Raw genomic sequence first — 13,606 nt, forward strand, 5'->3', positions numbered from 1 at the left:
CCCCGTGACGGACCGGACGCTGGAGTACGAGGGATACCGTCCCGCCGAGGAACGGCTGCGCGAGTCGCTGTGCACCCTGGGCAACGGCTACTTCGCCACCCGAGGGGCGCTGCCCGAATGCGGGGCGGACGACGTGCACTACCCGGGCACCTACGTGGCCGGCTGCTACAACCGCCTCACCTCCGAGGTCGCGGGACGCCGGGTGGAGAACGAGGACCTGGTGAACCTCCCCGACTGGCTGCCGCTGCGCTACCGCCTCGCGGGCGGGGAGTGGCTCACGCCGGACACGGCGACCGTCCTGGACCACCGCCAGACCCTCCACCTGGAGGTGGGGCTGCTGGAGCGCCGCACCCGCTACACCCTCGGCGAGGGGCGGGCGCTGACCGTAAGGCAGCTGCGGCTGGTGCACATGGCCGATCCGCACATCGCCGCGCTGCGCACCGAGTTCACCGCCGAGGGCGGCGCCGCCGAGCTGGAGGTGGAGGCGGCGATCGACGGGTCGGTCACCAATGCCGGAGTGCCGCGCTACCGCGACCTGGACGGCAGCCACCTGACCCATGTGCAGACCGGTACCGCCACGCCCGGCACGGTGTGGCTGCGCTGCCGCACCCGCACCTCCGACATCCGCGTCGCCCTGGCCGCCCGGCTGACGGCCCCGGCGCCCATCACGGACGCGCCCGGACCCACGCGGGCCGTTCAGCGGCTCACGCTGTCCCTGACCCCCGGTCGCACCGAGACCGTCGACAAGACCGTCGCCCTCCACACCTCGCGCGACCTGGCGATCAGCGACCCGCTGCAGGCAGCGGTGGAGCGGGTGAGCGCGGCACCGGACTTCGACGGACTGCCGGCCTCGCACCGGACCGCCTGGGACCAGCTGTGGCGCCGGGCCGAACTCGACGTCCCGGGCGAAGCCGGCTCCATCCTGCGCCTCCATCTCTTCCACGTGCTCCAGACCCTCTCGCCGCACACCGCCGACCTGGACGTGGGTGTGCCGGCCCGGGGACTGCACGGCGAGGCCTACCGCGGGCACGTCTTCTGGGACGAGCTCTTCGTCCTGCCGTATCTGAACCTGCACTTCCCCGAGGTGTCCCGCGCCCTGCTGCACTACCGTCACCGGCGCCTGGACCGGGCCCGCGCCGCGGCACGGGCCACCGGCCGGCGCGGGGCGCTGTACCCGTGGCAGAGCGGCAGCGACGGTCGTGAGGAGAGCCAGCGGCTGCACCTCAACCCCCGCTCGGGCCGCTGGCTGCCCGACCACACCCACCTCCAGCACCACGTCGGTTCGGCGATCGCGTACAACGTGTGGCAGTACTGCGAGGCCGGCGGCGACGCCGAGTTCCTGCACACCAAGGGTGCCGAGATGCTGCTGCAGATCTCGCGCTTCTGGGCCGACTCGGCCACCTGGGACGAGTCCCTGGGGCGGCACCGCATCCGGGGCGTGGTGGGCCCCGACGAGTACCACGAGGCCTACCCGCACTCAGAGCGGCCCGGCCTGGACGACAACGCCTACACCAACGTCATGGCGGCCTGGGTGCTCACCCGCACCCTGGACGTGCTGCGCACCCTGCCCGCACCCCGCCGCCGCGAACTCGTCGAACGCACCGACCTGGACGACGGTGAAACGGAGCACTGGGAGCATGTCTCCCGCACCCTCCACGTCCCCTTCCACGACGGGATCATCAGCCAGTTCGAGGGCTACGGCGACCTCGCGGAGCTCGACTGGAACGCCTACCTGGAGCGCTACGGCGACATCCGGCGGCTGGACCGGATCCTGGAGGCCGAGGGTGACAGCGTGAACCACTACAAGGCCTCCAAACAGGCCGACGTGCTGATGCTCGGCTACCTCTTCTCGCCGACCGAACTGCAGGGACTCTTCGACCGGTTGGGCTACGGGCTGGACGAGGAGACCTGGCAGCGCACCGTCGACTACTACCTCGCCCGCACCAGCCACGGCTCCACCCTCAGCGGGCTGGTGCACGGCTGGGTCCTGGCCCGGTGCCGGCGTTCCGAGGCGTGGAAGTTCTGCCAGGAGGCCCTGCGGGGCGACATCGCCGACCTGCAGGGCGGCACCACCGGCGAGGGCATCCACCTGGGCGCCATGGCCGGCACCCTCGACCTGGTCCAGCGGGGACTGACCGGCCTGGAGACCCGCGCCGGGGCGCTGTGGCTGGACCCCGTGCCCCTGCCGGAGCTGTCGTCCTACGGGTTCTCCATCGCCTACCAGGGCCACTGGGGCATCCGGCTGCGCCTGACCAGCGGACGGCTGGAGATCGCCGTGCCGCCGTCCGACCTTCCGCCGATCGACGTCGAACTGCCCGACCGCTCGGTCGGCGTCGAGCCGGGCGAGACCGCCACGCTGGTGGTTCCCGACTGACCGCGGGCGACCCGGGCGAGCCGGGCCACCCTCACCCGTTGATCCCGCTGTAGTGCCGCAGCCCCCACCGCCACACCAGTCGCGCGCCCAGATACGCGAGCAGTCCGAGCAGGGGCGAGGCGGCCGCCAGCCAATAGGGCACGCCGGTGGTGTGGCCGTGGCCGGTCAGGACCGCCGCCGGGAAGTACGCGACGAACGCGAGGGGGAGGCCGAAGGTGAGGAAGCCGCCCACCGCCTTGGGCAGAACGTTCAGCGGGTAGCTGCCGAAGGTGCCGAGGAGTTCCTCCAGCCAGCGGCCCCACATGTCGGCGGCCGGGAAGCGCAGGGCCGCGCTGGCCACCACCGTGAACAGGGCCGCCTCCAGCAGCATGCCGCCCAGCACGGCCGCGATCAGGTAGGTGACGCGGCCCGCCGTCCAGTCCAGGTCGCTGCGGGACAGCGCGCCCACCATCAGGCCCGCCGCGACCGTCAGGTCCCCGATGGCGTTGGTGGGGAAGAACGCCAGCTGGATCTGGCGGTGGACCGGCATGGGACGCATCAGGTAGATGTCGACCCGGCCCTCCTGGATCTGCCGGCCGGCCCAGTGCATCCGGCCCAGGAACAGCACGAACAGCCCGTGCGCGAGCATCCGCGTCGCCGGGATCAGCAGCACGTCGGAGCTGTCCCAGCCGCCCATCCCGGCGAACCGGGACAGCAGCACCGTGGCGAACACGATCACCGACACCTGCCAGATCGCCCCGATCGCGATCATCAGCAGGAACTCGGTGCGGTACTCCAGCTGCGCGCGGAAGTTGAGCGCGGTGACGCGCCACACGATCCGCAGAGCCTTCAGCGACATCTCAGCCTCCCTGCGAGATCACACGCCGGGCGGCCCGCCGCCACAGCAACCGGGTGAACAGCGCCAGCACCACGACCCAGCCCGCCTGCACGGAGAGCTGGAACGCCGCATCGGACAGCGGGATCCGCCCCACGTACAGGGACAACGGCACGCTCAGCGTCGCCTGGAACGGCAGGAAGGCGCTCATCGTCACGAACCAGTCCGGGAAGAACCACAGCGGCGCGTACACCCCGGACAGCAGGTTCTGCGCGAACAGCAGGATGAGCATCGCCGCGGTGTTGCGGATCGTCCAGAAGCACAACTGGTCCAGCACGAGCATGACGTAGTACAGGACCCACTGGCCCAGCAGCATGCTCAGCAGGAACACACCGGCCACCGACGCCGAGCGGGGTGGTTCGACGACCCCCGCGGTCAGGCAGATCACGTACCCGGTCAGCGCCCACGCCAGCCCGTACAGCTGCTCCCCGGCGGCCCGCAGGGCGTAGTAGCGCTGCGGGGGCAGCGGACGCAGGTACCAGTAGACGATCGTGCCGAAGTGCATGTGCTGGAGCACGGTGTCCCGGCCCGCGTACTGGTCCAGCTCCCGCAGCCGGGAGGCCAGCACGGCCAGTACGGCGTACGTGACGGCCTGGTCGCGGCTCAGCCCCGCGGTGGTGCCGGTGTGCGCGTACAGGCCGCGCCACAGCGACCAGACCAGCACCACCTGCACGGCCAGCCGGAGGGCGACGGCGGTCATCCGGGGCGGGGCGTTCAGCTCGCCCAGCGGGGTGACGCGGGCGGCGCGCCAGGCGTGCGGCGCGGCCACTCAGACCTCCTCGACGTGCACGTACGCGGCCCGCATCACGTCTTCGAGGTCGGCCTCGTCGAGGGCGACGTCCGTGACCTCGTACCGCTCGATGACGGCCTTCAGCGCCTGGTGGACGGTGGGTGCCCCGGGCCCGTCGGGGCCGAAGACGACCCGCGCGCCCTCGTGCCGCAGCAGGGCGGTCCCGGGCGGCGGCACGACCTCGGCGTGCGCGTCGGCGAGCGTGGCCCGCACCTGCCAGGTCGAGCCGAACTTGCGCCGGATCTCGTCCAGGGTGCCGTCCAGCACCAGCCGGCCGTGGTTGACCAGCACCACCCGCTCGGCGAGCCGCTCCACCTCGGTCATGTCGTGCGTGGTCAGCAGCACCGTACGGCCGCGCTGCTCCACCTGGTGGCGCAGGAACTCCCGCACCTGCTCCTTGACCACCACGTCCATGCCGATGGTCGGCTCGTCGAGGAACACCACCGGCGGGTCGTGCAGCAGCGCGGCTGCCAGGTCGCTGCGCACCCGCTGGCCGAGGGAGAGATGACGGACCCGGGTGTCCCAGAAGGACGACAGCTCCAGGATGTCGTCGAACTCCTTCAGGCGGGCGGCGTGTTCGGCTTTCGGCACCTCGTAGATGTCCCGCAGGATCGCGAACGACTCGCGCACCGGCAGATCCCACCACAGCTGGGTGCGCTGCCCGAACACCGCGCCGACGTTCCGGGCGTTGCGCTCCCGCTCCTGGTACGGCACCACGCCCGCGACCCGGGCCTCGCCGGACGTCGGCGTGAGGATGCCGGTCAGCATCTTGATGGTGGTGGACTTGCCGGCACCGTTCGGGCCGAGCAGGGCGAGCAGTTCGCCCGGGGCCACGTCGAAGGAGATGTCCGTGACGGCGTGCTTGGCCACCCGCTCGGGGTTGACCAGCGATCTGACGGCGCCCAGGAAGCCGGGACGGCGGACGGTGGTGTGGAAGGTCCGGGACAGCCCGCGGACCTCGATGGCGACATCCAATCGACTCACCAACTCCCTCGTGGTGAACACAGACGCGGCCGGTCGGCTGGAGGGCCGACCGGCCGCGGACGATGTCCCGACACTGTCAAAATGTCGATCAATTGGTCAATCGATTAATCGATCTTTTACCTTGCGCGGTGCCTCGCGCGTCACTCCGCGGTCGAGAACACGAACGAGAACTCCGCCGGCCCGGCCTTCAGGAAGTACTTGGGCAGCGGGCCCGGTCCGCAGGACTGCGAGCCGATGCCGTGCTGTCCGTGGTCGAGGTTGACCCACACCGTGTCGCCGGGCGTGAGGTCGGTGCGGTGCTTCGCCGCGTCCAGCTGCTCGGTGGTCCAGCGCCGCGCGGTGAACCAGAACTCCGGGTCGCCCTCGATCCGCAGCCCGCCGAGCTCCACCCAGCGGACGTCGGCACGGGCGCCGTTCTCCTGCGGACGCACGTACGGCGTCTGCAGCCCGTCGACCGTCGACTGCCAGCGGCCCACCATGGAAGCCGTCCGGGTGTCCGGGTACGCCTCGCCGGGACCGCCGCCGAACCACTCCACCCGGTCGGCCCGCGACAGCCCGAACCGGACACCGAGCCGGGGCAGCGGCACCGTCCAGTCGCCCGCCGGCGTCACGGACACGGTCAGCCGCAGCCGCTCGCCGTCGGACGTCCAGCGGTACACCGTGTCCAGGCCCACCTCGCGGGCGGCGGGCGCCACCCGGGTGCGGACCGTCAGCGCGTCCTCGCCGGCCTCGACGGAGGCCAGCCGGTGCCGCATCCGGTGCAGGCCGAGGGTGCGCCACAGCAGCCCGTAGCGGGTGTCGGTCTGCCACTCGGCACCGGCGTCGTTGTCGGTCGGCGCCCGCCACACGTCCAGCCGCGGCGAGCTCACCTCGACCCCGCCGATCGAACGCAGCGCACCGGTGCGGGCGTCGAACTCGCCCGGGCCGAGCGTGATCCGGCCGTCGCCGCGCACCGGACGGTCGGTCGCCGGGACGACCGGCAGCGGCCGGGCCGCCACGGCGAACTGCCCCCACGCCACGACGTGGTCCTTCGCGGCCCAGACCGTGTCGTCCGCGAGCAGCGCCCGCACCGTCCACTGCCGCTCGCCGCCCCGGCCGTCCGCGGGCGGCTCCGGCAGCTTCACCTCGGCGCTCTCGCCCGGCGCCAGCGCCGGCACCGCGAGCGCACCCGACTCGACGGTCTCGCCGTCCACCTGGCAGGACCACTCGAAGGCCAGCGCGGACAGGTCGGCGAAGTCCTGCTTGTTGGTGATCCGGACCGTGCCGCTGGTGCCGTCGCCCTCGATCCGGACCGGCTCGATGACCTTCTTGTACTCGATCAGGCCGGGCGACGGCGTCCGGTCCGGGAAGACCAGCCCGTCGCAGACGAAGTTGCCGTCGTGCAGCTCCTCGCCGAAGTCACCGCCGTAGGCGTAGCCCAGCTCGGGGTGCTCGACGCCGTGGTCGATCCACTCCCAGATGAAGCCGCCCTGGAGCCGCTCGTGCTTCTCGAACAGCTCCTGGTAGTCGGCGAGACCACCCGGGCCGTTGCCCATGGCGTGCCCGTACTCGCACTGGATGAACGGCAGTTCCCGGCGCTTGTGCGTGCCGCCGTCGAGCCGCTGCCCGATCTTGTCGACCTCGTCGTGGAAGGCGTACATCCGCGAGTACACGTCGGTGTCGCGGCAGTTCCAGTCGCCCTCGTAGTGCACCAGCCGCTCGGGGTCCCGCTCGTGGATCCACTCGGCCATGGCGGTGAGCCCGCGTCCGGTGCCGGCCTCGTTGCCGAGCGACCAGAACACGACCGACGGGTGGTTCTTGTCCCGCTCGACCATCCGCGCGGCCCGGTCCAGCAGGGCCGGGGTCCAGCGGTCGTCGTCGACCGGGTTGTCCCGCCAGTCCTGCTCGACGAAACCGTGGGTCTCCAGGTCGCACTCGTCGATGACCCACAGGCCGTACTCGTCGCACAGGTCGAGGAAGGCCGGGTGCGGCGGGTAGTGGGAGGTGCGCACGGCGTTGAGGTTGTGCCGCTTCATCAGCAGCACGTCCTCACGCATGGTCTCCAGGTCGAGGGCGCGGCCCTTCTCCGGGTGCCACTCGTGCCGGTTGACGCCCTTGAAGAGGACGGCCCTGCCGTTGACCTTGATGAGCCCGTCCTCGAGGACGACGGTCCGGAAACCGATCCGCAGCGGTACCCGCTCGCCCTCGGTGGCCAGCACACCGTCGTACAGCTTCGGCGTCTCGGCGGTCCACGGCTCGACGGCGACCGTCACCGTCTCGCCGGTGGCGACATCGATGTCCAGGGCGGGGACGGTCACCCGCCCGTCGACGTCGGAGTCGACGCGCAGGGTGCCCTCGCCGGTGGTGTGGTCGTAGGAGGCGTGCACGAAGAAGTCGCCCACGCTGCCCGCCGGGCGGTGCAGCAGGGTGACGTCACGGAAGATGCCCGGCAGCCACCACTGGTCCTGGTCCTCCAGGTACGACCCCGCCGACCACTGGTGCACGCGCACCGCCAGCACGTTGCCGCCCGGCTTCAGCAGGTGCCCGACCGCGAACTCGTGCGGCAGCCGCGAGCCCTTGAACTCGCCGAGCTCCGTGCCGTTCAGCCAGACCCGGGCGCAGGACTCCACCCCGTCGAACCGCAGCACCGCCGAGCCGTCCGCCGGCCAGTCGGACGGCAGGTCGAAGACGCGCAGATGGTCACCGGTCGGGTTCTCGGTCGGGACGTGCGGCGGGTCCACCGGGAAGGGGTAGAGGTGGTTGGTGTAGATCGGGGACCCGAACGCCCCGTCGCCCTGGAGGACCCAGTGCCCGGGGACCGTGACCTCGGCCCAGTCCCCGGCCTCGTAGCCCTCGCCGGCGAACGAGTCGTCCTCGGCGTCGATGGTCGCCGACAGCCGGAAGCGCCAGCTGCCGTTCAGCGACAGGGACCGCGCGTCCGAGGCCGCGTACCAGGCACGGGGCGGCAGGGCCCCGCTGCCCGGGGAGACGTCCTCGACGTAGTCGGCGGTGTTGCGGAAAGACATCGGTCTCCTAGCTCAGCCCTTGATGCCGGTCTGGGCGATCCCCTGCACCAGCCAGCGCTGGAGGAAGAGGAAGACGAACACCAGGGGCAGTATGGAAATGGCCGTGGCCATGAAGATCAGGTGGTAGTTGACGGTCTGGTTCGTCATGTACGACGACAGCGCCACCTGGACGGTCCAGGCACTCGGATCCTGCCCGATGACCAGGGGCCACAGGAAGGAGTTCCAGCCGGCGATGAACGTGATCGTGGCCATCGCCGCGAAGAAGTTCAGCGAGTTGGGTACGACGATTCGCCAGTACGCGCCCCAGTAGCCGAGCCCGTCCACGCGTGCCGCCTCCTCCAGCTCCTTGGGGAACCCCAGGAAGTACTGCCGGAAGAGGAAGCAGGTGAAACCACTGAACAGGCCCGGGATGATGAGACCCCGGTAACTGTCCACCCAGCCGAGGGAGGACACGAGCACGAAGCTCGGCACGAAGGTGACGGCCGTCGGGACCATCAGGGTCGCCAGGACGGCGTAGAAGACCTTGTTGGCGTGCTTGTACGGGATGCGGGCGAGGCCGTACCCGGCCAGCGAGCAGATCAGCAGGATGCCCGCGGTGTGCAGGACCGCGACGACGACGGAGTTCCACAGGGACCGGGCGAAGTCGACGGTGACGTCGTCGAAGGGCTCGGTGAAGTTGCTCCACTGGATGGAGGTGGGGAACCACTTCCATTCCTCGCCCGTGATCTCCGGGTCCGTCATCAGCGCGTTGCGGACGATCAGGTAGAAGGGGACCAGGAAGAGGACGGCGGCGACACCGGTCGCGACATAGAGGCCGGTGTTGCCGATGACGCCGCCCCGCTTGCCCGTGACCGGCTTCGTGACCTTGTCGAGGTCGGGTGCTGTGGTGGTCACTTGGACTCCTCACCCCTTCCGAAGCCCATGAGCTTGCCTTGGAACAACGTGACGAGACAGATGAGCAGGGTCAGGACGACCGCGCCCGCGCTGCCCACGCCGTAGTTCTGGTTCTCGCCCAGCGCCATCTTGTACAGCTCGACCAGCGGCGGCTGGCCCCAGGTGGCCTTGGGCAGCAGGTTCCAGAACTCGTCGAACGCCTGGTAGGCGGCGACGAGCAGCAGCAGGATCACCGCGGTCGAGGTCGCCCGCAGCTGGGGCAGCGTGATGTGCCGGAAGGTCTGCCAGCCCGGCTTGGCGCCGTCGATGGCCGCGGCCTCGTACAGCTCCCGCGGGATGTTCTGCAGCGCCGCGATGAAGAGGATCATGTAGAAGCCCGACTGGAGCCACAGGCGGACGGTCACGATGACCAGCCAGTACCAGGGCGGATCGGGATTGGCCAGCCAGGCGACGTTGTCGATGCCGACCCAGCCGAGCACGGTGTTGGCCAGGCCGAAGCGGACGCCGTTGAAGATGGACATCTTCCAGATCAGCGCGGCGGCGACATAGCTGACCGCGGTGGGCAGGAAGAACACCGACCGGAAGAACGCCCGCATGAACGTCAGGCGGTTCACCAGCAGGGCGAGCCCCAGTGACATCGCCCAGGTGGCGGGCACGATGAAGGCGGCGAAGACGGTGAACGTGACGAGCGAGTTCAGGAAGTCGTCGTTGGTCAGGATCGACTTGTAGTTCTCGAGGCCGACGAACTCGCTCGGCGTGACGGTGAAGCGCGCCTCGTAGAAGCTGAGCCAGATGCTCCAGCCGATGGGTACGAAGACGAAGATCACCAGGCCGATGAGGAACGGCCCGGTGAAGAGCCAGAAGTTGAAGGTGCTGCTCGCCCTGAGTCCCCGCCGCGGCCGGTCCTCGGAGACCTTGGCCGGGGCGGGGGAGGCGACCCCGCGTGTGGTGGTGGTCGACATGTCGAGATCCGTCCGGCGGTCTATCCGAAGAGCTTCTTGAGCTCGGCGTCGACCTTCTTCTCCGCGGCGTCCAGCTGGGCCTTGGGGTCGCCGTTCTTGCGGACGGTGTTGGCGATCACGTCCCAGAACGCGGCGATCATGGACTGCGTCCAGCCGATGTTGTCGAAGTGGCCGAACTCGTTGAAGAGCTTGACGCCCTCGGCCGGCAGGCCGGACTTCAGCTTGTCCGCGGACTGGGCGAGGGAGGTGCGCGGCGGGATGTGGAAGCCGTAGGAGGTGGCGAAGTCCTCCTGGTACTGCTTCTGGTCGATCCACAGCCACTTGACGTATTCCTTGGCCGCGTCGACGTTATTGCTCTTGGCGTTGACGAACATCGACCAGCCGCCGTTGTAGACCGACTGCTTGCCGGCCGAGCCGACCTTCGGGAACGGGAAGATGCCGATGTCGTCGCCGAGCGCCTTCTGCATGGCCGGCATGGCCCACATGCCGCACCACTGGATCGCGGTGAGGCCCTGGATGAACGCCGACGGGTCCCAGGAGTCGGCGGGGGCGTCGAGGAGCAGGTTGCCGCTGGTGAAGAGACCGCGCAGCTGCTTGAGGCCGTCGGCGACCGCGTCGGTGTTGAAGGCGGGCTTGTTGTCCGCGGTGAGGGTGTCGGCGCCGGCCGACCAGATCAGCGGGCGGTCGATCGAGGTCAGGTCGTTGCCGAGGAAGATGCCCTTGACCTTCTTCGTGGTCAGCTTGTCGGCGGCCTCGATCAGCTCCTCCAGCGTGGTCGGCACCTCGACCTTCGCCTTCTCGAACAGCGAGGGCCGGTAGAAGAGGAACTGCGGGTCGTCGATCATCCGGACGCCGTATATCTTCCCGTCGACCGTGTGCGACTTGATGTCGGCCGGGTTGAAGTCGTCCTTGACCGGTTCGATGATGTCCGTCAGGTCCGCCACCTGGCCGCTCTTGACCATCTGGATCTGCGGGTGGAACTCGAAGACGTCCGGTGCGTTCTTGGTGAGCAGCGCGGCGAACAGCTTCTGCTCGAAGTTGTTGCCCGTGATCCACTGGGTGCTCACGTTGGCGTCCTTGTACGCCTTCGCGTACCGCTTCACGGCCTGCTCGACGCCGGGCTCGCCGTACGCGTGGAAGTACTGGACCAGGCCCTTGCCCGACCCGGCCCCGCCGCCCCGGCCGGTGTTGCTGCCGCACGCGGCGAGTCCGCCGGCGGCGGCCAGGCCCATCGCGGCCCGCATTACGGTTCGGCGGTCCCAGTTCATGTTGCTCGATGCCGACATGCTGACGTCCTTGTCTCGAGTGCGGCTGCGGCTCTTCGGCTCACTGCCGGGTGGCGCTCGGCCCGGTGGCTCGCGCCGGTTGGCTCAAAGAAGAGGTGCGGTGCGGGACGCTAGAGCTTCGGCTAAGACTTCGGCAAGGGGTTGGACGAAGTCTGTTCGAAGCGTTGCGTCCGGTTCGTGATTTCGAACGTGGGGGAGTCGGGGAGGAGTTGACTCCGCCGCTACGACGGTGGCGCGGCGGCGCGGCTCCTCGGGGGTGTGGTGCGTTTGCCGTTCTTCTGCCCGACGGCCCGGAGTGCGCCTTCGAGCGCGAACGTCGCCGCGCCCAGGCACACGGGGTCGGTGGGGATCGGGGAGAGGACGATCTCGGTGGCGGCCAGCGGCCGCGGCAGCGCGTGCCGGTTCACGGCCTCGCGCACCTCGTGCAGCAGCGGTTCGCCCAGGGTGCGGGCGACCCAGCTGCTCAGCACGACGATCTCGGGGTTGAACAGGTTTACCAGGTCGGCGACGCCCGCGCCCAGATAGCGGGCGGTCTCATGGACGGCCCGGCGTGCCACCGGGTCGCCCGCGGCGAGCCCGCGGGCCAGCGCGTCGATGGTCGCCGTCTGGTCGTCGGGATGCAGCAGGGTGCTGTCGGGTCCGATCTCGCGCAGGTTCAGCATGATGCCGCGCGCTCCGACGTACGTCTCCACGCAGCCGTGGTTGCCGCAGCGGCACGGCCGTCCGTCCAGCACCATCGTGGTGTGGCCCCACTCGCCGGCGCTGTTGCTCACGCCCCGGTGCAGCCCGCCGCCCAGCACGAGTCCGGCGCCCACGCCGGTCCCGAGGTTGACCACCACGGCGTTCCCGCGCCCCCGCGCCGCCCCGAACCACAACTCGGCGACCGCGCTGGCACGCAGCGGGTTGTCCAGGTGCAGCGGATAGGCGATGTGCTCGGTGAGCAGGTCGAGCAGGGGGACGTCGTGCCAGTCCCAGTTGGGCGCGTACTCCGAGGTGCCGGTGGCGCGGTCGACCTGCCCGGGCACGCTCACGCCGACGCCGAGTACCCGGGCGCCCTCGATTCCCGCCTGGGTGACGACCGAACCGACGGCGGTGGCCACATGGCCGACTACCTGCTCGGGCAGGCTCTCGCTCGGGCGGACGTCCTCCTCGGCCCGGGCCAGGACGTTCAGCCCCAGGTCGAACAGCTCGACATGGACGTACGTCTCGGCGATGTCGACGCCGATCAGCGCGCCCCCCGAGCCGTTGACCGCGACCAGGCCCCGGGGGCGGCCACCGGCCGAGTCCTCGAAGCCGACCTCCGTGATCATGCGGAGGTCGAGCAGTTCGCCGACGAGTGTGGCCACCGTGGCCAGGCTGAGGCCGGTGGCGGCCGCCAGCTCCTGCCGGGACGTGGGCGACTCGGCGATGATCTGGCGCAGCACCTCGTAGCGGTTGGCGGTGCGGATGTCACGTGATGTGCGCTTCACCGGGGTGCCCCATTCCTTCCCAGACCGGCCCTGGCCGGGTCGAGGTCGGCACCGGCGCGGCGCAAGGCTATGGGCTGCCGGGGACTTTCGACAAGGGGTTTGGAAAGGGGCTTTATAAAGGGCACTCCCCGGTGGCGGGCGGGGCGCCCGGCGGTGGCCTGACCATGATGCCTCAGGGGGGGCAGGGCCGGACGGGTCAGACCCCGTCCTCGGCGGCTCCGCTCCCGGGGCCGACCGCCGCCCCGGCCGGGGGGCTCGCGCTCGCTACGGCCGCCGAGAGCTGCCGCCGCACAGGCTCGGGCAGGGTGCTTCCGTGCACGCTCCCCACCAGGTCACGGGCCAGGTGGTGCAGCTTGGTGTTGGTGTTCTGGGAGGTCCTCACCAGCACGCTCCAGGCCGCTTCGGCGCTCAGGCCGAAGGAAGCCATCAGGATGCCGCGGGCCAGGTCGATGGTGGGCCGGGTCTGCATGGCCCGCCGCAGCTGGGTGACCTCGGCGCGGAGGTCGCGGTCGGCGTCGCCGTCCGTCCGCGCGTCGGCGACGTGGGCGGCCGTGCCTGCGACGTCCGTGAAGAGCTCGCGCGTGCCGGTCAGGTCGAAGAGCCGGTCGACCGCGCGGCCGCAGGAGCGGACGGTCACCGTCTTGCCTTGGTCGAGGGCGTGCGTGCGCAGATCCAGCAGCACGTTGATGCCCGCGCAGTCGCAGAACCCGACCGTGTCCAGGCGCAGATCGATGCCGCTGCCCGACAGCGCGAGGATGTCGTGCAGGTCGGGCAGGAGCCTGCGGCTGCCCAGATCGAGTTCACCCCACAGGGTCACGGTCATCCGGTCGTCGTCCGGGGTGACGTCCATGGTCGCCATGCAGGGCGGGACCGCCGTCGGCGCGTTGTCCGTCGCCGCGGCTGCGGCGCCCTCCCCGGTACGAGACCGCGCGGCATACGCAGGCTCCGGCATGGCCCTGTTCTCCCTC

At 70.4% G+C, this 13,606-nt stretch carries 10 protein-coding genes; 1 reads left to right on the forward strand and 9 read right to left on the reverse strand.

Annotated elements, in window-relative coordinates:
• Nucleotides 1-4: 4 nt before the first annotated feature.
• Nucleotides 5-2,374, forward strand: coding sequence for a glycoside hydrolase family 65 protein (locus IE97_RS0117775; RefSeq protein ID WP_030240587.1), 2,370 nt, complete (start codon nucleotides 5-7; stop codon nucleotides 2,372-2,374).
• Between the two features lie 31 nt (nucleotides 2,375-2,405).
• Here IE97_RS0117775 and IE97_RS0117780 read toward each other — a convergent pair whose 3' ends face one another.
• The 9 genes from IE97_RS0117780 to IE97_RS0117820 form a co-directional block, all read right to left on the reverse strand.
• Entirely contained in the window at nucleotides 2,406-3,212 is an 807-nt protein-coding gene (locus IE97_RS0117780) for an ABC transporter permease (RefSeq protein WP_030240589.1), read from the reverse strand.
• 1 nt (nucleotide 3,213) lies between these two features.
• Nucleotides 3,214-4,017 (reverse strand): ABC-2 family transporter protein, encoded by an 804-nt coding sequence (locus IE97_RS0117785; RefSeq protein WP_030240590.1) that lies wholly within the window; start codon nucleotides 4,015-4,017, stop codon nucleotides 3,214-3,216.
• On the reverse strand, nucleotides 4,018-5,013 hold the full coding sequence (locus IE97_RS0117790) for an ABC transporter ATP-binding protein (protein ID WP_037835112.1): 996 nt from the start codon (nucleotides 5,011-5,013) through the stop codon (nucleotides 4,018-4,020).
• A gap of 149 nt (nucleotides 5,014-5,162) precedes the next feature.
• Nucleotides 5,163-8,027, reverse strand: a complete 2,865-nt coding sequence (locus IE97_RS0117795) for a glycoside hydrolase family 2 TIM barrel-domain containing protein (protein ID WP_030240594.1) — start codon at nucleotides 8,025-8,027, stop codon at nucleotides 5,163-5,165.
• 12 nt (nucleotides 8,028-8,039) lie between these two features.
• The gene (locus IE97_RS0117800) at nucleotides 8,040-8,921 is read right to left on the reverse strand and encodes a carbohydrate ABC transporter permease (protein WP_030240598.1); all 882 of its coding nucleotides are present in this window, start codon (nucleotides 8,919-8,921) and stop codon (nucleotides 8,040-8,042) included.
• Nucleotides 8,918-9,883 (reverse strand): carbohydrate ABC transporter permease, encoded by a 966-nt coding sequence (locus IE97_RS0117805; RefSeq protein ID WP_030240600.1) that lies wholly within the window; start codon nucleotides 9,881-9,883, stop codon nucleotides 8,918-8,920. Before IE97_RS0117805 ends, IE97_RS0117800 begins: the two co-directional genes overlap by 4 nt.
• Nucleotides 9,884-9,903: 20 nt before the next feature.
• On the reverse strand, nucleotides 9,904-11,169 hold the full coding sequence (locus IE97_RS0117810) for an ABC transporter substrate-binding protein (protein ID WP_030240604.1): 1,266 nt from the start codon (nucleotides 11,167-11,169) through the stop codon (nucleotides 9,904-9,906).
• 221 nt (nucleotides 11,170-11,390) lie between these two features.
• Complete coding sequence (locus IE97_RS0117815; RefSeq protein ID WP_030240605.1) at nucleotides 11,391-12,638, reverse strand: ROK family transcriptional regulator; 1,248 nt, start codon at nucleotides 12,636-12,638, stop codon at nucleotides 11,391-11,393.
• Nucleotides 12,639-12,834: 196 nt separating this feature from the next.
• Nucleotides 12,835-13,590, reverse strand: coding sequence for an ANTAR domain-containing protein (locus IE97_RS0117820; protein WP_030240611.1), 756 nt, complete (start codon nucleotides 13,588-13,590; stop codon nucleotides 12,835-12,837).
• Between the last annotated feature and the right edge of the window lie 16 nt (nucleotides 13,591-13,606).

Source organism: Streptomyces sp. NRRL S-455 (assembly GCF_000717875.1).
GTDB lineage: Bacteria > Actinomycetota > Actinomycetes > Streptomycetales > Streptomycetaceae > Streptomyces.

Coding starts and splice junctions, on each gene's coding strand:
- IE97_RS0117780 (WP_030240589.1), bottom strand. CDS start 3,212: ATGTCGCTGAAGGCTCTGCGGATCGTGTGGCGCGTCACCGCGCTCAAC.
- IE97_RS0117795 (WP_030240594.1), bottom strand. CDS start 8,027: ATGTCTTTCCGCAACACCGCCGACTACGTCGAGGACGTCTCCCCGGGC.
- IE97_RS0117805 (WP_030240600.1), bottom strand. CDS start 9,883: ATGTCGACCACCACCACACGCGGGGTCGCCTCCCCCGCCCCGGCCAAG.
- IE97_RS0117810 (WP_030240604.1), bottom strand. CDS start 11,169: ATGTCGGCATCGAGCAACATGAACTGGGACCGCCGAACCGTAATGCGG.
- IE97_RS0117820 (WP_030240611.1), bottom strand. CDS start 13,590: ATGCCGGAGCCTGCGTATGCCGCGCGGTCTCGTACCGGGGAGGGCGCC.